This window comes from Variovorax beijingensis, from assembly GCF_007828835.1.
GTDB lineage: Bacteria > Pseudomonadota > Gammaproteobacteria > Burkholderiales > Burkholderiaceae_C > Variovorax > Variovorax beijingensis_A.
Window position 1 is genome coordinate 493,133 of sequence record NZ_VIVL01000002.1, and the last position, 20,068, is coordinate 513,200.

Annotated in this window: 17 protein-coding genes and 1 riboswitch; of the genes, 11 read left to right on the plus strand and 6 right to left on the minus strand. The window is 68.1% G+C overall.

The genetic code is table 11. The features are described 5' to 3' along the window. Position 1: 1 nt before the first annotated feature. The 3 genes from ntrB to cynS are packed head-to-tail and all read left to right on the plus strand — an operon-like array spanning position 2 to position 2,211. Positions 2-871 carry a nitrate ABC transporter permease gene (ntrB, locus tag FB547_RS08645; RefSeq protein ID WP_145741340.1) on the plus strand — a complete coding sequence of 290 codons (870 nt, stop codon included), beginning with the start codon at positions 2-4 and terminating at the stop codon, positions 869-871. Between the two features lie 22 nt (positions 872-893). Then, the gene (locus FB547_RS08650) at positions 894-1,721 is read left to right on the plus strand and encodes an ABC transporter ATP-binding protein (protein ID WP_145741342.1); all 828 of its coding nucleotides are present in this window, start codon (positions 894-896) and stop codon (positions 1,719-1,721) included. A gap of 46 nt (positions 1,722-1,767) precedes the next feature. Further along, entirely contained in the window at positions 1,768-2,211 is a 444-nt protein-coding gene (cynS, locus tag FB547_RS08655) for a cyanase (protein ID WP_145741344.1), read from the plus strand. A 9-nt stretch (positions 2,212-2,220) separates the two neighbouring features. Here the strand turns inward: cynS and FB547_RS08660 are convergent, their stop codons facing one another. Together FB547_RS08660 and FB547_RS08665 are read right to left on the minus strand one after the other, a co-directional pair. Then, positions 2,221-2,973, minus strand: a complete 753-nt coding sequence (locus FB547_RS08660; RefSeq protein ID WP_145741345.1) for an SDR family oxidoreductase — start codon at positions 2,971-2,973, stop codon at positions 2,221-2,223. 148 nt (positions 2,974-3,121) lie between these two features. After that, positions 3,122-4,573: a PLP-dependent aminotransferase family protein gene (locus FB547_RS08665; RefSeq protein WP_145741346.1), complete on the minus strand. Its 1,452-nt coding sequence runs from the start codon at positions 4,571-4,573 to the stop codon at positions 3,122-3,124. 134 nt (positions 4,574-4,707) lie between these two features. On the opposite strand from FB547_RS08665, the gene FB547_RS08670 reads away from it, so the two are divergent. Continuing rightward, entirely contained in the window at positions 4,708-5,841 is a 1,134-nt protein-coding gene (locus tag FB547_RS08670) for a pyridoxal phosphate-dependent aminotransferase (protein WP_145741347.1), read from the plus strand. Positions 5,842-5,847: 6 nt separating this feature from the next. Here FB547_RS08670 and FB547_RS08675 read toward each other — a convergent pair whose 3' ends face one another. Further along, on the minus strand, positions 5,848-6,438 hold the full coding sequence (locus FB547_RS08675) for an NADPH-dependent FMN reductase (protein WP_145741348.1): 591 nt from the start codon (positions 6,436-6,438) through the stop codon (positions 5,848-5,850). Positions 6,439-6,550: 112 nt separating this feature from the next. Here FB547_RS08675 and FB547_RS08680 point away from each other — a divergent pair, with 112 nt between their 5' ends. From FB547_RS08680 to FB547_RS08710, 7 genes are all read left to right on the plus strand, one after another. After that, positions 6,551-7,339: a hypothetical protein gene (locus tag FB547_RS08680; protein WP_145741350.1), complete on the plus strand. Its 789-nt coding sequence runs from the start codon at positions 6,551-6,553 to the stop codon at positions 7,337-7,339. A gap of 141 nt (positions 7,340-7,480) precedes the next feature. Beyond that, positions 7,481-7,611: riboswitch (glycine riboswitch) on the plus strand. Positions 7,612-7,734: 123 nt separating this feature from the next. Continuing rightward, entirely contained in the window at positions 7,735-9,321 is a 1,587-nt protein-coding gene (locus FB547_RS08685) for an ABC transporter substrate-binding protein (RefSeq protein WP_145741351.1), read from the plus strand. Between the two features lie 21 nt (positions 9,322-9,342). Continuing rightward, positions 9,343-10,284, plus strand: coding sequence for an ABC transporter permease (locus FB547_RS08690; RefSeq protein ID WP_145741352.1), 942 nt, complete (start codon positions 9,343-9,345; stop codon positions 10,282-10,284). Positions 10,285-10,302: 18 nt separating this feature from the next. Then, a complete protein-coding gene (locus FB547_RS08695) occupies positions 10,303-11,250 on the plus strand; it encodes an ABC transporter permease (protein WP_186454129.1) in 948 nt (315 codons plus the stop codon). Between the two features lie 2 nt (positions 11,251-11,252). Next, entirely contained in the window at positions 11,253-12,869 is a 1,617-nt protein-coding gene (locus FB547_RS08700) for a dipeptide ABC transporter ATP-binding protein (protein WP_186454130.1), read from the plus strand. Positions 12,870-12,906: 37 nt separating this feature from the next. Then, the gene (locus FB547_RS08705) at positions 12,907-14,409 is read left to right on the plus strand and encodes a M81 family metallopeptidase (protein ID WP_145741353.1); all 1,503 of its coding nucleotides are present in this window, start codon (positions 12,907-12,909) and stop codon (positions 14,407-14,409) included. A gap of 46 nt (positions 14,410-14,455) precedes the next feature. Further along, a complete protein-coding gene (locus FB547_RS08710) occupies positions 14,456-15,640 on the plus strand; it encodes a M20 aminoacylase family protein (RefSeq protein ID WP_145741355.1) in 1,185 nt (394 codons plus the stop codon). A 25-nt stretch (positions 15,641-15,665) separates the two neighbouring features. Here the strand turns inward: FB547_RS08710 and FB547_RS08715 are convergent, their stop codons facing one another. From FB547_RS08715 to pbpC, 3 genes are all read right to left on the minus strand, one after another. Beyond that, positions 15,666-16,946: a CynX/NimT family MFS transporter gene (locus FB547_RS08715; protein ID WP_145741356.1), complete on the minus strand. Its 1,281-nt coding sequence runs from the start codon at positions 16,944-16,946 to the stop codon at positions 15,666-15,668. Positions 16,947-17,007: 61 nt separating this feature from the next. After that, positions 17,008-17,697, minus strand: coding sequence for a FadR/GntR family transcriptional regulator (locus FB547_RS08720; RefSeq protein WP_145741358.1), 690 nt, complete (start codon positions 17,695-17,697; stop codon positions 17,008-17,010). Between the two features lie 112 nt (positions 17,698-17,809). Next, positions 17,810-20,065 carry a penicillin-binding protein 1C gene (gene pbpC, locus FB547_RS08725; protein ID WP_145741360.1) on the minus strand — a complete coding sequence of 752 codons (2,256 nt, stop codon included), beginning with the start codon at positions 20,063-20,065 and terminating at the stop codon, positions 17,810-17,812. Positions 20,066-20,068 lie beyond the last annotated feature (3 nt).

Below are 20,068 nucleotides of genomic sequence, written 5' to 3' on the forward strand. Positions count from 1 at the left end.
CATGCGCGGCAAGAAAACCCTTTCGCTGAAGGCGGCGCTGGTGTCGCTTCTCATGTTCCTGCTGCTGGTCGGCGCGTGGCAGCTGGCCACCCTGCCCGCGGCCGGCACCGGTGCCGCTGCGGGCATGACCGCCGAGCAGATCGAATACCAGAAGATGCTCGGCAAGGATCCGGGCGGGCAGGTCAAGAGCTCGGGCTTTCCCACGCCGGCGGAAATGGCCGTCACGGCCTGGAAGCATCTCTCGAACCCCTTCTACGACAACGGGCCCAACGACAAGGGCATTGCCATCCAGCTGGCGTACTCGCTGGCCCGCGTGGGGCTGGGTTTCCTGCTGGCCTGCGTGGTGGCGGTGCCGCTCGGCTTCGTGATCGGCATGTCGCCGCTGCTGCACAAGGCCTTCGATCCGTTCATCCAGGTGCTCAAGCCCATTTCTCCGCTGGCGTGGATGCCGCTTGCGCTCTACACCATCAAGGACTCGTCGGTCAGCGGCATCTTCGTGATCTTCATCTGCTCGGTGTGGCCGATGCTGCTCAACACCGCCTTTGGCGTGGCCTCGGTCAAGCGCGAATGGCTCAACGTGGCGAGCACGCTGGAGGTGAAGCCGCTGCGCCGCGCGTTCCGCGTGATATTGCCGGCCGCGGCACCGACCATCCTGACCGGCATGCGCATCAGCATGAGCATCGCCTGGCTCGTCATCGTGGCGGCCGAGATGCTGGTGGGCGGCACGGGCATCGGCTACTTCGTCTGGAACGAATGGAACAACCTCTCGCTCACCAACGTGATCTTCGCGATCCTGGTGATCGGCATCGTCGGCATGCTGCTCGACCAGGCCTTCGCGGGCCTGCAGCGAAAGGTGACCTATGTGGAGTGATCGATCGGCACAAGGCGCCCTCATGACACCTGTTCCCGCCCCACGGCCCGCCACCAGCGGCTTCCTGCGCATCGAGGGCCTGGCCAAGGCCTTCGTGCCGGCGCGGCCGGTGTTCGCGGACGTGTCGTTCACGCTCGACCGTGGCGAGTTCGTCTGCATCATCGGCCACTCGGGCTGCGGCAAGACCACCATCCTCAACGTGCTGGCGGGCCTGGACCAGGCAAGCGCCGGCCATGTGTTCATGGACGGCCGCGAGGTGGCCGGCCCGAGCCTGGAGCGCGGCGTGGTGTTCCAGAGCCATGCGTTGATGCCGTGGCTCACGGTGCGCAGGAACATCGCCTTCGCGGTGGCTTCGCGCTGGCCCGGCTGGCCGGCCGCGCAGGTCAACACGCAGGTGGAGCGCTTCGTGGCCATGGTGGGCCTCGAGGCCGCCATCGACAAGAAGCCCGCGCAGCTTTCGGGCGGCATGAAGCAGCGCGTGGGCATTGCGCGCGCCTTTGCCATCCAGCCCAAGATGCTGCTGCTCGACGAGCCCTTCGGCGCGCTGGATGCGCTCACGCGCGGCACCATCCAGGACGAGCTCATGGCCATCGTGCGCCAGACGCAGCAGACCGTCTTCATGATCACGCACGACGTGGACGAGGCGATCCTGCTGGCCGACCGCATCCTGCTGATGACCAACGGCGCCGACCAGCCGGGCGGCGCCTGGCGCGCCGGCAACATCGCCGAGACCGTGGTCAACCCGCTGCCGCGCGAGCGCACGCGCGCCTCGCTGCACCACCTCGATGGCTACTACGCGCTGCGCAACCACATCGTCGATTTCCTCGTCACGCGCGCCAAGGCGTCGTGACTTTTCCTTCGTTCTCATTCTTCATTTCAATCAGGAGCAAACCCGCATGAACCGCAACGACGTCACCGAGAAGATCATCACCGTGAAGGTGTCCAAGGGCATCCAGTGGGCCGACGTGGCGAAGAAGGTCGGCCTTTCGAAAGAGTGGACCACCGCCGCCTGCCTCGGGCAGATGACGCTCGACGACAAGCAGGCCAAGGTCATCGGCAAGATCTTCGGCCTGACCGTGGAAGAGCAGAAGTGGCTCCAGGTGGTGCCCTACAAGGGCTCGCTGCCCACGCCCGTGCCGACCGATCCGCTCATCTACCGCTGGTACGAGGTGGTGAGCGTATACGGCACCACGATCAAGGAACTGATCCATGAAGAATTCGGCGACGGCATCATGAGCGCCATCGACTTCAGCATGGACATCCAGCGCCAGACCGATCCCAAGGGCGACCGCGTCAACGTGGTGCTCTCGGGCAAGTTCCTGCCCTACAAGACCTACTGACGCGCCCCCTCAGAACGCCGCGTGCTCGGCCGGCCTCGGCCGCCATGCGGGGCGGCGCGGGGCCGAGATGCTGCCGCCCTCGATGGCGCCAGCGATCGAGCGGGCCACGGCTTCCGCGGGCACCGCGATGCGCCGCCGCGTGACCATGCGCTCGAAGCTGCTGCAGGCTGCGATGCGGTCGGCCAGCGTGCGGTCCGCCTCGCTCACGTCGGGGCGAACCACCGTCACGCGCACCTTCCCTGCGTGCTCCTGCCGCAGGCCTTCGGAGATGGCGTCCACCGCGTACTGCGTGCCGCAATACACGGCCGAGTTCGGCGACACGCCCTGCGCGGGCACCGGCGCCACGTTGACGATGTGGCCCCAGCCCTGTTCCTGCATGGTCGGCAGCACCGCTGCAATGCCCAGCAGCACGCCGCGCAGGTTCACGTCGAGCATCAGCTCCCATTCGTCGACCTTGCGCGTCCACAGCGGCGACAGCGGCATCACGCCCGCGGCGTTCACCAGCACGTCGATGCGGTCGTGCGTTTCGAGTGCGAATTCGGCAAATGCTTCCACGTCGGGCCGGTACGTGACGTCCAGCCGCTGGAAGCTCGCGGTGCCGCCGGCGGCGGTGATTTCTTCGGCCAGCGCTTCGAGCCGGTCGGTGCGGCGCGCGCCAAGCACCACCTTGGCGCCGCGCCGCGCCAGGAGCCGCGCGGCCGCCGCGCCGATGCCACCACTTGCGCCCGTGATAAGGACGACTTTTTCCTGGATTGCGCTCATGAGACTCTCCTCGTGCGATGGGTGTGGACCATGGCGCAACGCTGCGCCGGGCATGGAGGCAAGTCTCTCGCGGATGGGGCCGCGGGCGTTATCCGGATCGAACGGGCTTCTTGCCTGATCCTGCAAGACCTGAGGTCCTGGCTGGCGCTCAGCTGCCTGCCGCGGCGGCCGGCCGGCGAAGCTCCTTGCTTGCCATGGCGCCAAGCGTGCGCAGGCCCTTCTCGATGCGCGCGTCCCAGCCGTGGCCGCCGCTCAGGCGCAGGCAGTGGGCGTACTTGCCGCTGGCCGAGAACACCACGCCGGGCGCAAAGCAGATGCGTTTCTCCAGCGCCTGCGCAAACAGCAGCCGCGTGTCCGCGGGCTCGGGCAGCTCGACCCACAGCACGAAGTTGCCCGCCGGCCTCGACACCTTGGTGCCCGGCGGGAACGCCTGCTCGATCACCCGCGTCATGCGCTCCAGCGTGTCGGCGAACTCGCGCCGGACCCGGCGCAGGTGGCGGTCGTAGTCGCCGTTCGACAGGAAGGTGGCGAGCGCCACCTGCGTCAGCACCGGCGTGGCGAGGCTGGTGGCGAACTTGGTTTCGAGCACCCGGGCCATGTGGCGGCGCGTGGCGATCCAGCCGATGCGGTAGCCGGGCGCGAGCGTCTTGGAGAACGAGCCGCAATAGATGACGTTGTCGTGCGTGTCGAGCGCGCTGAAGGGCAGGGGCCGCTCCTCGCCGAAATGGACGTCGCCGTACACGTCGTCCTCGATCAGCGGCACGCCGTGTTTGGCCAGGAGGCGCAGCACGGCGCGCTTGTTTTCTTCGGGCATGGTGCAGCCGAGCGGATTGCTGAAGCTCGACGCCAGCACGCAGGCGCGCACCTTGCCCGAGGCCACGACTTCGCGCAGCGCATCGACCGAGACGCCGGTGTCGGCATCGGTCGGCAGCTCGACCACCTTGAGCCTTTTTGCGCGCAGCACCTGCAGCAGCCCGAAGTAGGTCGGTGATTCGATGGCGACGGTGTCGCCGGGCTCCGTGACCGCGTCGAGCGCGAGCGCCAGCGCCTCGGTGCAGCCGCAGGTGATGGCGATGTCGTCGGGCGCCAGCGCCTGCCCGAAGCGCAGCGCGCGGCGCGCAATCTCCAGGCGCAGCGACATCTCGCCGTGCGGCGGCGAGTAGGTGTTGCACTGGCTGCCCTTCACGCGGGCCGTGCGGGCCAGCACGAGGTCGAGCCTGGAGGAAGACAGCAGCCGCTGGTTGGGAATGGCGCAGCCGAGCGGCACGAAGGCTTCGTCCGACGCGTGCTTCAGCAGGTCGAGCATGAGGCCCGAGAGTTCCACCTTGGCCGGCCGGATCGAATGGCGCGCGGTGGTGGGCACGGGCAGGGCGGGCGGCGCCTTGGCGACGTAATAGCCCGATTGCGGCCGTACTTCGAGAATGCCGCGGTCTTCGAGCAGGCGGTAGGCCTGCACCGCGGTGCTCAGGCTGGTGCGCTGCTGCGTGCTGATCTCGCGCAGCGAGGGCGCGCGCGCACCGGGCTTCAGCGTGCCGCGGCCGGCCAGGCCGGCCACGAAATCGGCAATTTCTTCATAGCGGAACCGGGGGGGCTGCGACACGGATCACTCCTGCTGGCGTGGATGGCACTGTACGCAACTGTACTGCATCGAATTTCATAAAAGTGTGGCTGTTATCGACAGTCATGAAACTGCAACATCGGAGCCATCGACAGCAATGGATCAAGCGGCAGCACATGGCACGGTTTCCAGACAACGAAATCATTTCCCTCGTCAGCAAGGCGCCGCGCTTCGACCTTGCCGAAAGCGTGGGGCCGAGCGTGCGGCTGTCGGAACTGGTCGACATGGCCTTCGGCGACGATGCCGACTTTGCGCTGGACTACGGTACGGCGGCGGGCAGCCCGGGCCTGCGCCAGGAAATCGCGAACGAACATGGCGTCGACGCCGACGACGTGGTGGTCACGGTCGGCGGTGCCCACGCCCTTTTTCTCATCGCCTTCACGCTGTGCCAGGCGGGCGACGAAGCCGTCGTGGCCGAGCCGGTGTTCCCGTTGGCGCGCAACGCGCTGACTGCCGTCGGCGCCACCACGCGCGTGCTGCCGCTGGGCTTCGACACCGGCTACCGCATCGACCTGGATGCGCTGCGCCAGCTGCTCTCCTCGAAAACCAAAGTGGTGAGCCTCGCCTCGCCGCAGAACCCTTCGGGCGTCGCGATTCCGGCCCAGACCTTGCGCGAGATCGTGGCGATGCTGGCCGAACATGCGCCGAAGGCCTGGCTCGTGATCGACGAGACCTACCGCGAGGCGGCCTATGGCGACGATGCCGCGGCGCCGGGCGCCGTCAACTTGGGCGGCAGGGTGGTCTCGGTGTCCTCGCTGTCCAAGTGCCATGGCTCGGCGGGCCTGCGCATCGGCTGGGCCATCACGCGCGACACGGCGCTGCGCCAGGCGCTGGTCACGGCGAAGTTCAGCACGGTGATCTCCTGCTCGCCGGTCGACGAGGCGCTTGCGCTGGCTGTCTTCAGGCAGCGCGACCGGATCATCGGCGAGCGGCGACAGCTCCTCGCGCAAAACCTGCAGTTCACCGAAAGCTGGGTGTCGCGCCACTCGGGCCACATCGAGTGGGTGCGTCCGGATGCCGGGGCGCTGTGCTGCATGCGGCTCAGGCGCGAGCTCTTCGATGCCGCGGCCGTCGAGCGCTTCTATGCGGCGCTGGCCAGGTACAGCACGCGCGTCGCGCCCGGCCCATGGTTCGGGGACGACCCGCTGGTGTTCCGCCTGGGGTTCGGATTGCCGACGCTCACGCAGCTGGCGATTGCGCTGGAGTGCGTGTCGGTTGCGCTGACGGAAGCCGCGCGGCTCGATAGCTAAGGCCAGTCAATACGGCGGTGCCTTGCGCGCCCGCTGCGCGCGCGCCGCTTCGGTCCACCAGGCCAGGTCGTCGGCGAACCTTCCGAAGGAGCGATCGAGCGATTCGCCCGCGCTGCCGGTGGGCCTGCCGTTCGCATCGAGCGTTTGCGAAATGGGCCCGACGGTCAATGTGCTCGACACGACGACCATTCCCATCTCCGACAGGATCGAGTGCCACACGGTGCCGGAGCGCACGCCGGAGAACCGGCCGGCCGAATAGCTGGCCACGGCGGCCGGGCGCCAGAACCATTCCTCGAGGAAGTGGTCGGTCAGGTTCTTCAAGCCGGGCTGCGGGCCCCAGTTGTATTCGCCGGTCACGAAGACGAAGGCGTCCGCGCCGCGTATCTTCTGCGCCAGCGCTTCCATGGCCGCGGGCGCGGTGCCCTGGGGGTATTCCTTGTACATGCGGTCGAGCATGGGCAGGTCGACGGCCTTGGCGTCGATCAGCTCGGCATCGGCGCCTCGCGCGTTGAGGCCCGCCACCAGGTAGTCCGCCAGGCGAATGCCCATGCGGTCCGACCGGTACGAGCCATAGAACACCAGAATCCTGTCTGCCATCTTCGCTCCGTTCGAGGCCGGGATGGCCGTGGGGCGAAGGCTACAACATCGGCTCGCCCGCGCCGCAATTGGTTGCAGCAACTTGCGGGCGGGCTGGCTACCATGCCGGTCCATGAACCTGCTGCCCATTCTTCGCACCACCGCCTCGATGCTCGTCCTGCTGCTCGCGGGGCACGTGGGCGCCGCGCCGTCGGCGCAGTTGTTCGATGCAGTGAAGAAGCCGGAATCGCTGGATGCGGATTGGCGCGCGCGCTTGTGCGCGCTGTTGCCGCAGCCCTGCGATCCGCAGGCGCTGGGCCTGTACCGGCCGCGCGGCGCGGCGGCAGGGGACTACGCGGTGTTCTCGGGCGAGCCGCTGGCCATGGCGCGCATCAGGCGCATTGCAGGCACGTGGCAGCTCAGCCGCCTGCACGACTTCAGCAGCTATGCGGCCGCGTTGATGAGGAAAGCAGCGGACCCCGGCATGGCGGACGCGCGCATTTCCCTCGCGCCGGCGCTCTACCCGCTGGCAGAAGGGCGGTGGGCCGCGGCCGTGCTCCAGACGGTGTCGGAGATGTATTCGGGCGGCGGCGCTTCGTTCAGCAAGGCCGACTTCGTGCCGCTCGAGGACGCAACCAGGGCCGTATACGAAGGCATTCCTTTTTCATGCTCGAAGATGATCCGCGCCTGCTTCAGCGAAAAGGAATACAAGCGGTCGAAGCATTGCCACGACGAGAGCAGCGGCAGCCTCCGCATCACCTACGGCGAACCCGCCAGGCCAGGCGAGGCCTACAGCTGGCAGTACACGTGGCTGCAGAGCGAATGGCCGCAGAACACGCCAGCCAGCGACACCACCACCACGCGCCTTCACTTCACCGCCAGGACCACCGAAAGGGTGAGCTTCTGCGGCGGGCCGCAGTAGCACACGCGTTCGAGTGGGTGCCCGAGTGGCACGCATTCTGCTTGGAAGAAAACGTCCAGGAGAAATGCCGGCTCGATGCTTCGAGTTAGTGCATTACCGAAGGCGACAGCCCATAACGCTCAGGTCCCAAGACTGGACAACTTGACCAACGCTGGAGAGCGCTGCCCGGGGTTCTGAATACAAAGGACTCCGAGGGCGGCCGCCGAAGGGGCAAGCCTTGCGCGATGAGCGTGCATGGTGAATCTCTCAGGCCAAAGGACAGCAGGGGCATCTCGCGCAGTGCGCGGGGTGGCCTTTGCGCGCTTCCGGAGGCTTCTTCTTCATGACTTCTGTTCGAGCGCACCGCGCCTGAATCGAAACCCGTTCCTCACGATTTTTCAACCGGAGAACCGAAGATGCTGTCGAAACGAAACCTGAAAGCCGTTGTCGCGGGCGCCATGCTTGCCGCCGCCGCTGCAACAAGCGCGTTCGCACAGGATGCGGGCAAGGTGCTGCGCCTGGTGCCGCAGTCGGACCTGAAGATTCTCGACCCGATCTGGACCACTGCGTTCGTCACGCGCAACCACGGCTATGCCGTGTACGACACGCTCTTCGGCGTGGACGAACAGGGCAAGGTCAAGCCGCAGATGGTCGACAAGTACACCACCGGCGCCGACGGCAAGACATGGACCTTCACGCTGCGCAAGAGCCTGGAGTTTCATGACGGCAAGCCGGTCACCTCGGAAGACGTGCTGGCGTCGCTCAAGCGGTGGGGCCAGCGCGACGGGCTGGGCCAGAAGATGTACGCCGCGCTCGACAAGGCCGAGGCGGTCGATGCCAGCACCTTCAGGCTGGTGTTCAAGGACAGCTTCGGCATGGTGCTCGATGCGCTGAGCAAGCCCTCGTCGAATCCGCCCTTCATCATGCCGGCGCGCGTGGCCGCCACGCCGGCCGACAAGCAGATCGACGACGCCACGGGCTCGGGTCCCTACATCTTCAAGAAGGAAGAGTACCGCCCTGGCGAGAAGGTGGTCTACCTGAAGAACACCAGGTACGTGCCGCGCACCGAGGCAGCTTCGGGCACGGCGGGTGGCAAGAACGTGTACGTCGACCGCATGGAATGGATCATCCTGAAAGACGCCCAGACGCAGGCCAATGCGCTCGCCAACGGCGAGGTCGACATGATCGAATGGCTGCCGCCGGAGCAGTACACGGCACTCAAGAACAACTCCGCCATCACCGTCGACAACCCGATCCCAAAGGGCTCGTTCGCGCTGCACCTGAACCACGTCATCCCGCCCTTCGACAATCCGAAGATCGCGCAGGCCGCCATCATGGCCATCAATCAGGAGGCGCTGATGCGCGCCCAGATGGTGCACAAGGAGCTCTACAACAGCTGCGCCTCGGTCTACCCGTGCGGCACGATGTTCTCGAACGACAAGACCGGCTACTTCACCGGCAAGCCGCAGTTCGAGAAAGCCAAGGCGCTGCTCAAGGAAGCGGGCTACGACGGCAAGCCGGTCGTGCTGATGTATCCAGCCGACTTCGCGCTGCTCAACAAGTTTCCGCCGGTGATGGCGCAGCTGCTGAAGCAGGCCGGCTTCAACGTCGACATGCAGTCGATGGACTGGCCCACGCTGGTCACGCGCCGCGCCAAGAAGGACCCGGTCGACAAGGGCGGCTGGAACCTCTTCATCACCGGCTGGGGCATTGCCGACAACATGAACCCGATGTTCTACGCGCCTCTCACGGGCAACGGCGAGAAGGGCTGGTTCGGCTGGGCCACCGACGACAAGCTCGAACAGCTGAAGTTCGACTTCCTCGCGAGCGCGGACGAGGCCAGGCGCAAGGAATTGGCCACGGCCATCCAGCAGCGCGTGTACGACACCGGCATCTACGCGCCGATCGGCGAATACAAGCCGCTCACGGCTTATCGCAAGGGTGTGGTGAGCGGCGTGGTGCGCTCGCCGGTCAATGTGTTCTGGAACATCAGGAAGAGCTGAGCGCGCTGCGTCGCCATACCCATGCAGATCTTTCTTGTGCGCCGCATCCTGTCGACCGTGCCGGTGCTCGTCATCGTCGCGTTGATCGTGTTCCTCATGCTCCGGCTGGCGCCCGGCGATCCGGCCGCCGCCATCGTGGGCGACAGCGGCACCAGCGAGAACATCGCCAAGGTGCGCAGCCAGCTGGGGTTGGACGATTCGCTGCCCACGCAGTTCGTGCGCTGGAGCGGGCAGTTGCTGCAGGGCAACCTGGGCGAGTCCTACTTCATGAAGAAGACGGTGGTGGAACTGATCGGGCAGCGCATCGAGCCGACGGTTTCGCTTGCGGCGGTGACGCTGGTGGTCACCATCCTGATCGCGGTGCCGCTGGGCGTGGTGGCCGCGTGGCGCCATGGGGGCTGGCTCGACCGCATGCTCATGGGCTTTTCGGTCATGGGCTTTTCGATACCGGCCTTCGTGATCGGCTATGTGCTCATCTGGATCTTTGCGCTGCACCTGCAGCTGCTGCCGGTGCAGGGCTACTCGCGGCTGAGCCAGGGGCCCTGGCTCTGGATCAAGCACCTGATCCTGCCGTCCATCACGCTGTCGATCATCTACGTGGCGCTGATTGCACGCGTCACGCGCGCGGCCGTGGCCGAGGCCATGACCGAAGACTACATCCGCACCGCGCGCGCCAAGGGCATTTCGGAAAAACGGGTGCTGATGCGGCATGCGCTGGCCAATGCGGCGATTCCGATCGTCACGGTGATCGGCATCGGCATTGCGCTCCTGATCGGCGGCGTGGTCGTCACCGAAACCGTGTTTGCGATTCCGGGCCTCGGGCAGCTCACGGTCGATGCGGTGCTGTCGCGAGACTTTCCGCTGATACAGGGCATCACGCTGTTCTTTTCCGTCGTCTACGTGCTCATCAACCTGCTGATCGACCTGAGCTACCTGGTGTTCGATCCCCGCATCCGCTATTGAGGCGTAAAGGAAAACACGATGACCGATTCGCTCGCCACGCCGATGATTCCTGTTGAAGCCGTCGCCGAGCCGCTGCCGCCGCCCCGGCGGCGCTCGCTATTCAAGCGCATCCTGGCCGACTGGTCGGTGCGCGCGGGCGGGGGCGTGCTGCTGTTGCTGGTGCTCGTGTCGCTGGCAGCGCCATGGCTCGGCACCATCGACCCGACCGCCATCGATCCCGGCAGCGGCAACCTCATGCCGGGCACGCGCGGCGAGTTCAACAGCCTGGCGGGTGACACCTTCGAGCACCTGTTCGTCATGGGCACCGACAGCCTTGGGCGCGACATCTGGAGCCGCACGCTCTACGGCGCGCGCGTGTCGCTGACCGTGGGCGTGGCGGTGGCCGCGCTGGCGGTGGTGTTCGGCATGCTCGTTGGCCTCTTGGGCGGCTATTTCCGCCGGCTCGACAGCGCCATCATGCGGCTGATGGACGGCGTGATGGCCATCCCCGGCATCCTGTTCGCGATCAGCCTGGTGGCGCTGTTCGGCGGCAAGCTGCTCACGGTGGTGGTGGCCATTGCGGTGCCCGAGATTCCGCGCGTGGCGCGCCTCGTGCGCTCGGTGGTGCTCACGGTGCGCGAGGAGCCCTATGTGGAAGCCGCCATTGCGCTGGACACGCCGACATGGAAGATCCTTGTGCGCCACATCCTGCCGAATGCGATTGCGCCGCTGATCATCCAGGCGACCTACGTGTGCGCCTCGGCCATCCTGGTCGAGGCCATCCTGTCGTTCCTCGGCGTGGGGCTGCCGGCCGACATGGCGACCTGGGGCAACATCATGGCCGAGGGCCGGGCGCAGTTCAACCAGTTCCCGCACAACGTGCTGTTCCCCGGCATCTTCCTGGCGCTGACGGTGCTCGCGGTGAACATCCTCGGCGACGGGCTGCGCGACACGCTCGACCCCAAGTTCAACAAGCGCGGGGGCTGAACATGACGCAAGCACCTGTTCTTTCCGTGCGCGACCTGGCCATTGCATTGCCGCGCGGCGGCGACCGGCCGCATGCGGTCGACAAGATCTCCTTCGACGTGCCGCCCGGCAAGATCGTCTGCCTGCTCGGCGAGTCGGGCTCGGGCAAGTCGGTCATCGCCAATGCGGTGATGGGGCTGCTGCCTGCGGGCCTCGTGCCGGTGCGCGGCACCATCGAGCTGCAGGGCGAGAACCTGCTGGCCGCAGCGCCTTCCCGCCTGCGCCAGCTGCGCGGGCCCTCGATGGCCATGGTGTTCCAGGAACCCATGACCGCGCTCAACCCCGTGATGACCTGCGGCGCGCAGATCGACGAAATGCTTGCGCAGCATGTGCAGATGGGCGCGGCCGAGCGGCGACAGAAGATCCTGGCCATCATGGAGCGCGTGCGGCTGCCCGAGCCCGAGCGCATCTTCGCTTCCTATCCGCACCAGCTGTCGGGCGGGCAGCGCCAGCGCATCGTGATCGCGATGGCGCTCATCCTGAAGCCCGTGCTGCTGATCTGCGACGAGCCGACCACCGCGCTCGACGTGACCACGCAGGCCGAGATACTGCGCCTCATCCTCGAGCTGCAGACCGAGAACGGTACGGCCGTGCTCTTCATCACGCACGACTTCGGCGTGGTGGCCGAGATTGCCGACGAAGTGGTGGTGCTGGAGCTGGGCGCCATGATCGAGAAGGGTGGCAAGATGGCGGTGCTCACGGCGCCGCGCGAGCCCTACACGAGGATGCTGCTCGACGCGGTGCCCGAGCTTTCGCCGCCCCGGCGCCCGCCGGTGCCCGACACCTATCCGCTGCTCAATGCGGTGAACATCTGCAAGACCTACATCACGGGCAGCTGGCCCGGCAAGCGCCGCACCGTGAATGCGGCGCGCAATGTGTCGCTCGAAGTGCGGCCCGGCGAAACCGTGGGCATCGTGGGCGAGTCGGGTTCGGGCAAGTCGACGGTGGCGCGCTGCATCGCGCGGCTGATCGACCCGAGCTCGGGCGACATCTTTGCCGATGGCCGTTCGGTGGCGCATGTGAGGGGCCGCGCGCTGTCGCCATTCCGGCGCACGGTGCAGGTGGTTTTCCAGGACCCGTACCGCTCGCTGAATCCGCGCCAGACGGTGGGCGCCTCGATCATCGAGGGGCCGGTCAACTTCGGCATGCCGCACGACCAGGCCTGGGCGCGCGCCGAAGAACTGATGCGGCTGGTGCGCCTGTCGCCCGATGCGCTGCGCCGCTATCCCAGCGAGTTCTCGGGCGGGCAGCGCCAGCGCATCTCGATTGCGCGTGCGCTGGCCTGCGACCCCAAGGTGCTGATCGCCGACGAGGCCGTGTCGGCGCTCGACGTCTCGGTGCAGGCGCAGATCCTTCACCTGCTCGACGAAATCCAGCAGCGGCTGAAGATCGGCATTCTCTTCATCACGCACGACCTGCGCGTGGCCAGCCAGATCTGCGACAGCGTGCTGGTCATGAGCCAGGGCGAGATCGTGGAGCGCGGCTCGGTGCGCGACGTGTTCTTCGCGCCCCGCCACGACTACACGCGCAAACTGCTGGCTGCGGCGCCCGGGCGCGACTTTGCCTTTGCGCGCAGCTGAAACCTCTTCGTTCCCACGATCAAGAAAAAAGGATGCCATGAAAGTCTTCATCGCCGGTTTCCAGCACGAAACCAATACCTTCGCGCCGAGCAAGGCGGACTGGGCCGCGTTCAACGCGGGATCGAGCTTCCCGCCATACCGGCGCGGCGCGGCGATCGTCGAGGCCTACGCGGGCAGGAACATTCCCGTCGGCGGCTTCATCGACGCCGCGCGCGAGAAGGGCTGGTCGCTGGTGCCCTCGGCCTGGGCCGGCGCCACACCCTCGGCCCACGTCACCGAGGACGCATTCGAGCGCATCTCTGCCGCCATCACCGAAGACCTGGCGGCCGCGCTGGCCGACGGCGGCATCGACGCGGTCTATCTCGACCTGCACGGCGCGGCCGTCGCCGAGCAACTCGAAGACCCCGAAGGCGAACTGATCGCGCGCATCCGCCTTCTCGTAGGGCCGGACGTGCCGATCGTCGCGAGCCTGGACCTGCACGGCAACATCACGGGCCGCATGCTGGCCGAGGCCGATGCGCTCGCCACCTACCGCACCTATCCGCACGTCGACATGGCCGACACGGGCCGGCTCGCCGCGAAGCTGCTGGCACGCCGCATCGCACGCGGTTCGCGCGAGCCGCTGCATGCGCGGCGACTCGGCTTTTTGCTGCCGCTCAACGTGCAGTCGACCATGATCGAGCCGGCCGCATCCGTGTACCGGCTGCTCGGTGAACTCGACGTGAAGCACCATGCGGTGCTGAGCTTTGCCACCGGCTTTCCCGCCGCCGACATCGCCGAGTGCGGCCCGGTGGTGTGGGGCTATGGCGACGATGCCGGCGCGGCCGTGGCCACGCTGTACGAGCGCATCGACCAGCCGCGCTCGCAATGGCGGCTCGACGTGCTGGAGCCGCGCGAGGCGGTGGCGCGAGCCATGGCGCTGGCAGCGGATGCAAGCAAGCCGGTGGTCATCGCCGACACGCAGGACAACCCCGGCGCGGGCGCCGACAGCAACACCACCGGCATGCTGCATGCGCTGCTGGCCGAGGGCGCGGGCAAGCGCTATCCCGGGCAGGTCGCGCTGGGGCTGATGTTCGATCCCGCTGCGGCCGCGGCGGCGCACGAGGCCGGCGTCGGCGCGCAGATCCGCATCGCGCTCGGAACCTCGGTGCCGACGTGGGGCGGCCGTTTCAGCGATGCGCCCGTGCAAGGGCTCTTCACCGTGCGCGCGCTCAGCGACGGGCAGGTGCACGGCAAGGGGCCGATGTCGCGCGGCGGCGTGGTGTCGCTCGGCCCGAGCGCCTGCCTGGAGATCGACGGCGTGCGCATTGCCGTGGCCAGCGGCAAGAGCCAGATGCTCGACCGCGAGTTCTTCCGCTACCTGGGCATCGAGCCCGAGGCCATGAAGCTGCTGGTCAACAAGAGTTCGGTGCACTTCCGCGCCGACTTCGCGCCCATTGCGAGCCACATCCTCGTGGCCAAGGCGCCGGGCCCGATGGCCGCCGACCCGGCCGACCTGCCATGGACCCGCTTGCCCGCCACGATGGCGCTGCAGCCCTGAGCAGCCCTTGCATCATTCATCCATCCATCCGGAACACGAGACCACGATGCCGCAAAGCGCCCAGCACTACCTCGAGTACATGAGAAGGCATGCCGCCGAATTCGTCACGGTGCGCCAGCAGATCCACCAGAACCCCGAGCTCGGCTTCGAGGAATTCGGCACCAGCGACCTGGTGGCCGAGCGCCTGGCCGGCTGGGGCTACGAGGTGGAGCGCGGCCTGGGCGTGACCGGCCTCGTGGGGCGGCTCAGGCGCGGCAGCGGAACGCGCGCCATCGGCATCCGCGCCGACATGGACGCGCTGCCCATCGAGGAGAAAACAGGGCTCGCCTACCGCAGCGGCCGGCCCGGGATCATGCACGCCTGCGGCCATGACGGCCACACCGCGATGCTGCTCGGTGCCGCCAAGTACCTGGCCCAGCACGGCGAGTTCTCGGGCACGCTGAACCTCATCTTCCAGCCGGCCGAAGAGGGCATGGGCGGTGCCGTGAAGATGATGGAAGACGGCCTGTTCGAAAAATACCCCTGCGATGCGGTCTATGCCATGCACAACTCGCCGGGCCGCCGCCAGGGCGACCTGATGTTCCGCGAAGGCGCGGCCATGGCCTCGTCGGACTACGCCACCGTGACGCTCACCGGCGTGGGCGGCCACGGTGCCATGCCGCACCGCACGGCCGATCCGATCGTCGCCGCGTCCAGCATCGTGATGGCGCTGCAGACCATCGTCTCGCGCAACGCCGATCCGCAGGAGATGTCGATCGTCACCGTGGGCGCGATCCACTCGGGCAAGGCCAACAACGTGATCCCCGAGACCGCGGTGCTGGAGATCAGCGTGCGCTCGCTCGACCGCGAGGTGCGCGAGCTGCTCGAAAAGCGCCTGAAGGCCATCGTCACGGCGCAGGCCGAGAGCTTTGGCGTGAAGGCGCACATCGACTACCGCAAGGGCTACGCCGTGCTGGTGAACACGCCCGAGGAAACCGAGTTTGCGCGGCGCATCGGCTATGAACTGGTGGGCGCCGCGCACGTCGAGCCGCAAGGCCCGGCCGTGACCGGCAGCGAAGACTTCGCGTTCATGCTCGAGAAGAAGCCCGGCTGCTACCTGTTCATCGGCAACGGCGCGCCCGGCGAGCACGGCGGCTGCATGGTGCACAACCCGGGCTACGACTTCAACGACAGCAACCTGCCGATCGGCGCGGCCTACTGGGCGCTGCTGGCCGAGAGCTACCTGCAGTAGCAGGCAGGTTGCCGGGCCTGTTTCCTCAGCGCCGCGGAACCGTCACCGCGCCCACGTGCATCGTGCGCCCCGCGCCAAGGCCCGCCACCACCAGCGCAATGCCCAGCCCGATGAAGAGCCATGACGACGCGCGGAAGCTGCCGGTCCAGCCGTGCAGCAGGCCGGCAATCAGCGGCCCGCAGGCGGCCACCACATAGCCCACGCCCTGCGCCATGCCCGAGAGGTGCGCCGCCACGTGCGAATCGGGCGAACGCAGCACCATGAAGGTGAGCGCGAGCGCGAAGGTGCCGCCCTGCGCAATGCCCAGCAGCACGGCCCACAGCCACACGCCGCCGAGCGGCGCGAACAGCATCGCCAGCATGGCGGCCACGGTGAACATGGCCAGCACCACCGCCAGCCCGCGCTGGTTGCGCAGCTTCACCGCCACGGCCGGAACCACGAGGCAGGTCACCACCTGCGTCATGACCGACAGCGACACGACGTAGCCGGCGGTCTCGCTGCCGAGCCCGCGTTCGCGCAGGATGGGCGCGAGCCAGCCCATCACGGTGTAGGCCAGTGCCGATTGCAGGCCCATGAAGAAGGTGACCTGCCAGGCCAGCCGGTCGCGCCACAGCCTGCGCACGGTGAAGCCCGATTCGCTGGCCACCGGCTTCAGCGGCAGGGCCTGCGGCGCCCAGATGAGCGTGACCAGCAGGGCCGGCACCGCCCACATCGCGAGCGCATAGGTCCAGCCGCCTCCCAGCGCATGCTCGAGCGGCACCGTGAGGCCCGCCGCGCTGGCCGCGCCGCCGCACACCGCCATGGTGTAGAAGCCCATCATCAGCGCCGCCTGCTTGGCGAAGTCGCGCTTCACGAGGCCCGAGAGCAGCACGTTCGACACCGCGATGCCGCTGCCCGCGATGGCCGAGGCCACGAACAGCAGCGGGATGCTGCCGGTGCCGCGCAGCAGCGTGCCCACGAGGATGAGCACCATGCAGGCGAGCAGCGTGCGCTCGGTGCCGAAGCGCCGGCCCAGTCCCGGTGCCAGCGGCGCGAACACGCCGAGGCAGACGATGGGCAGCGTGGTCAGCAGGCTCGCGGCGGTGGCCGAGAGCCCGGTGGCCGCGATGATCTCCGGCAGCACCACCGACAGGCTGGCGAACACCGGCCGCAGGTTGAAGGCAATCAGCACCACGCTCGCGCCCAGCAGGATGCGGCGGCCCAGGCCGGCCGCGGGCGTGGGGCGCGGCGCGGGCGTGCTGTCGGCCTCGGCGTCGATCAGCAGTTCGTCGGCGACACGGGCCGCCCGGAACGCCACCGCGCTCATAAGGCAACCTCCGTGCTTCGCACTGCGGTGCGAGCCCCCTTCGGAGCGGCCGGGCGTGGGCTCATCGGACAAGCTCTGCGTCTTGTACCAGCGCGTCGATCATGGGCGACATGAAGGCGCGCACCGCCTCGGCGGCGCGGTCCGGGTCGCGGCTTGCAATGGCCTCGACGATGGCGGTGTGCGCGGCTGTGTCGGGTTCGGGCAGGCTGGTGCCCATCGTGCTCGCGATGGTTTCCTTGATGTAGCCGGCAATGAAACGGCAGGTCTCCGCCAGCGCAAGGTTGCCCGAGATGTCGACGATGGCCAGGTGAAAGGCCAGGTCGCGTTCGATGAAGCCTGCGCCGCCGTCGCCTGGGTCGGGCACGCCGCGTTTCTCGAGCAGGGTCTTCAGGTTGCGCAGATCCTTGGCGGTGTGGCGCGCGGCGGCCAGCCGCGCGGCCTCGACCTCGAGCGCGCGGCGCACCTCGAACTGGTCGCGCAGGCTCGCGCGCCGCATCTTCTGCAGGCTGGCCGAAGGATCGAAGCCCGAGCGCACATAGGTGCCCGAGCCCTGCCGCACTTCGAGCAGGCCGCGCGACACCAGCGTCTTCACGGCTTCGCGCACCGTGCCGCGGCTCACGCCGAGCAATTGCGCGAGCTGCGGCTCGATCGGAATGCGCGATCCGACGGTCCAGCGGCCGGCCGCGATCTCGGCGCGGATGCTGTTGGCGGCACTGTCGGCCAGGGAGGTTCGGGGAGCTTGGAGGAGCATATGAATAAGAAAGACCTAATTCATTGAATCATTGGATGAATTCTCGCGCGACTGCAATGCCGCAGTCGAAAGAAGGGGGATTGCGACTAGGGGCCGGTGGCGGCCGCCGCACTCATCGGCGCGCGCTTTTCGCGACCACGCCCGCGCCGCGCACTTCGAGCTTGCGCTGGTCGACGACCTTGCCGCCGGCGTCGACGAGTTCGATCACGTGGCGCCCGGGCCATGGCAGCCACTGCGCGCTGGTGCCGCGCGCAAAGTGCTTGCCGTCGATGCGCCATTGCACGCCGCGGCCTTCGGCCTCGAAGCGCACGCGCTGGTGCAGGGGCGGGATATCGGGGTCCAGCGCGATGATGGTGCCGTCGGCCGGCGCGGTGATGCGCGCGGCCGCCGCGCCTGCCGGGGTGCCTGCGCCGGCGTTGTCGAGCGCGAAGAGCGGCTGCTCCGTGCCCTGCAGGAACCATTCGCTGCGCGCCGCCTCGAGCGGATTGCCGTCGGCGCCCGGACCGAACGCCACCGGCGCCTCGACCAGGCCGGCCGGCGGCCTGGGCGCGCGGCTCGGCTCGCGCGCGTGCAGGAAGCGCATCACCTCGGCCCACACCGGCGCCGCGCCGCTGGTGCCGCTCACGTCCCACATCGATGCGCCGCTCGCGTTGCCGACCCACACGCCGACGGTGTAGCGCTGCGACCAGCCCACGGCCCAGTTGTCGCGCATGTCCTTGCTGGTGCCGGTCTTCACCGCGGTCCAGAAGCGCGTGGAAAGAATGCTGTCGAGACCGAAGGTGCGCGTGCGTGCGTTCGCGTCGGACAGGATGTCGCCCACGATGAAGGCCGCGCGCGGATCGACGATGGGCGCGGCGTCGTCGCCGGCCCCGGCTTTCGCTGCCAGAGCCCGCGCAGTCAGCGTGGGCTGCCCGTAGCGCCCGCCGTTGGCCAGCATGCGATAGGCATTGGTGAGCGACAGCAGCGACACCTCGGCGCTGCCGAGCGCGAGGCTGTAGCCATAGTAGTCGCCGCTTTCGCGCAGCGGCAGTCCGGCCGCACGCAGCTGGCGCGCGAAGGATTCGGGCGACACCATCACCAGCGTGCGCACGGCAGGGACGTTGAGCGAGGCGGCGAGTGCGGTGCGCACCGACACCGGACCCTTGAACTGGCGGTCGTAGTTCTGCGGAATGTAGAGCCCGCTCGCGGTGCTGATCTGCGCCGACGAATCGTCGATCAGCGAGGCCGCGGTGAGCCGCCGCTCGGCGATCGCCTGCGCATAGAGCAGCGGCTTGAGCGTGGAGCCGGGCTGGCGCAGCGCGGTGACCGCATCGACCTCGGCCGCCTGGCTCAGCGGGCCCGACGAGCCGACCCAGGCAAGCACTTCGCCGCTCGCGTTGTCGAGCACCACGAGCGCGCCGTCTTCCACGTGGCGGCCGCGCAACTCTTTCAGGTGGCGCTGCAGCGTGGCCAGCGCAAAGCGCTGCAGCGGTGCGCGCAGCGTGGTCCGCACGGCGGCCTCCCTGCCGGCTGCTGCCTGGCGGGAAGTGGGTGCGGCCGTTTCGCCGGCCTCGCGCAACTCCTTCAGCGCACGCCGCGCCGCATGCGGCGCAATGCCTTCGGTCGCATCGAAGGCACGCCGCTGCACCGCCGCGCTCGTGAACATGTCCAGCGCATCGCAATCGATCTTCTGCCCCGGCTCCATCGCGCGCATCACCTCGCAGGCGCGCTGCGCCACCAGCGCCGGCTTGGCATTGGGCGCGCGCACCAGCGCCGCGGCCACGCTGGCCTCGCGCGCGTCCAGGCCGCTGGGCGCCTTGCCGAACAGCGTGCGCGAGAGCGCGTCGATGCCCACGATCTCGCCGCGGAACGGCACGGTGTTGAGGTAGGCCTCCAGGATCTGGTCCTTGCGCCAGCTGCGCTCCAACTGCGCGGCCGCCATGGTCTGGCCGATCTTCTGCGTGAAGCTGCGCCCGCTGTTGGCGCGGCGCAGGTCGTCGTCGAGCAGGCCCGACAGCTGCATCGTGATGGTCGATGCGCCGCGCGTGCGGGTGTTCCACAGGTTGCCCCAGGCGGCGGACGACACGGCGCGCCAGTCGATGCCGCTGTGCTCGTAGAAGCGTCGGTCTTCGCTCAGCACCATGGCCATGCGCAGCGCGGGCGAAACATCGGCCAGCGTCACCCACTGGCCGCGCCGCACGCTGGCATCGGTGCGCATGCGCTGCAGCAGCTCGCCGTTGCGGTCGAGCACGGCGGTGTCGGACGGGCGGAACTCGCGCTTCACCTCTTCGAAGCTCACGGCGCCGGCAACAACCGGCAGCGCGCAGGCGATGACCGCCAGCGCTGCGGCAAGGCAGCTGCGGCTGGCGGGGAAGGTCAGGCGGGGCATGGC

Coding starts and splice junctions, on each gene's coding strand:
- FB547_RS08715 (WP_145741356.1), bottom strand. CDS start 16,946: ATGAGCGCGGTGGCGTTCCGGGCGGCCCGTGTCGCCGACGAACTGCTG.
- FB547_RS08680 (WP_145741350.1), top strand. CDS start 6,551: ATGAACCTGCTGCCCATTCTTCGCACCACCGCCTCGATGCTCGTCCTG.
- FB547_RS08685 (WP_145741351.1), top strand. CDS start 7,735: ATGCTGTCGAAACGAAACCTGAAAGCCGTTGTCGCGGGCGCCATGCTT.
- FB547_RS08705 (WP_145741353.1), top strand. CDS start 12,907: ATGAAAGTCTTCATCGCCGGTTTCCAGCACGAAACCAATACCTTCGCG.
- ntrB (WP_145741340.1), top strand. CDS start 2: ATGCGCGGCAAGAAAACCCTTTCGCTGAAGGCGGCGCTGGTGTCGCTT.
- FB547_RS08670 (WP_145741347.1), top strand. CDS start 4,708: ATGGCACGGTTTCCAGACAACGAAATCATTTCCCTCGTCAGCAAGGCG.
- pbpC (WP_145741360.1), bottom strand. CDS start 20,065: ATGCCCCGCCTGACCTTCCCCGCCAGCCGCAGCTGCCTTGCCGCAGCG.
- FB547_RS08695 (WP_186454129.1), top strand. CDS start 10,303: ATGACCGATTCGCTCGCCACGCCGATGATTCCTGTTGAAGCCGTCGCC.
- FB547_RS08690 (WP_145741352.1), top strand. CDS start 9,343: ATGCAGATCTTTCTTGTGCGCCGCATCCTGTCGACCGTGCCGGTGCTC.
- FB547_RS08720 (WP_145741358.1), bottom strand. CDS start 17,697: ATGCTCCTCCAAGCTCCCCGAACCTCCCTGGCCGACAGTGCCGCCAAC.
- FB547_RS08700 (WP_186454130.1), top strand. CDS start 11,253: ATGACGCAAGCACCTGTTCTTTCCGTGCGCGACCTGGCCATTGCATTG.
- cynS (WP_145741344.1), top strand. CDS start 1,768: ATGAACCGCAACGACGTCACCGAGAAGATCATCACCGTGAAGGTGTCC.
- FB547_RS08660 (WP_145741345.1), bottom strand. CDS start 2,973: ATGAGCGCAATCCAGGAAAAAGTCGTCCTTATCACGGGCGCAAGTGGT.
- FB547_RS08710 (WP_145741355.1), top strand. CDS start 14,456: ATGCCGCAAAGCGCCCAGCACTACCTCGAGTACATGAGAAGGCATGCC.
- FB547_RS08650 (WP_145741342.1), top strand. CDS start 894: ATGACACCTGTTCCCGCCCCACGGCCCGCCACCAGCGGCTTCCTGCGC.
- FB547_RS08675 (WP_145741348.1), bottom strand. CDS start 6,438: ATGGCAGACAGGATTCTGGTGTTCTATGGCTCGTACCGGTCGGACCGC.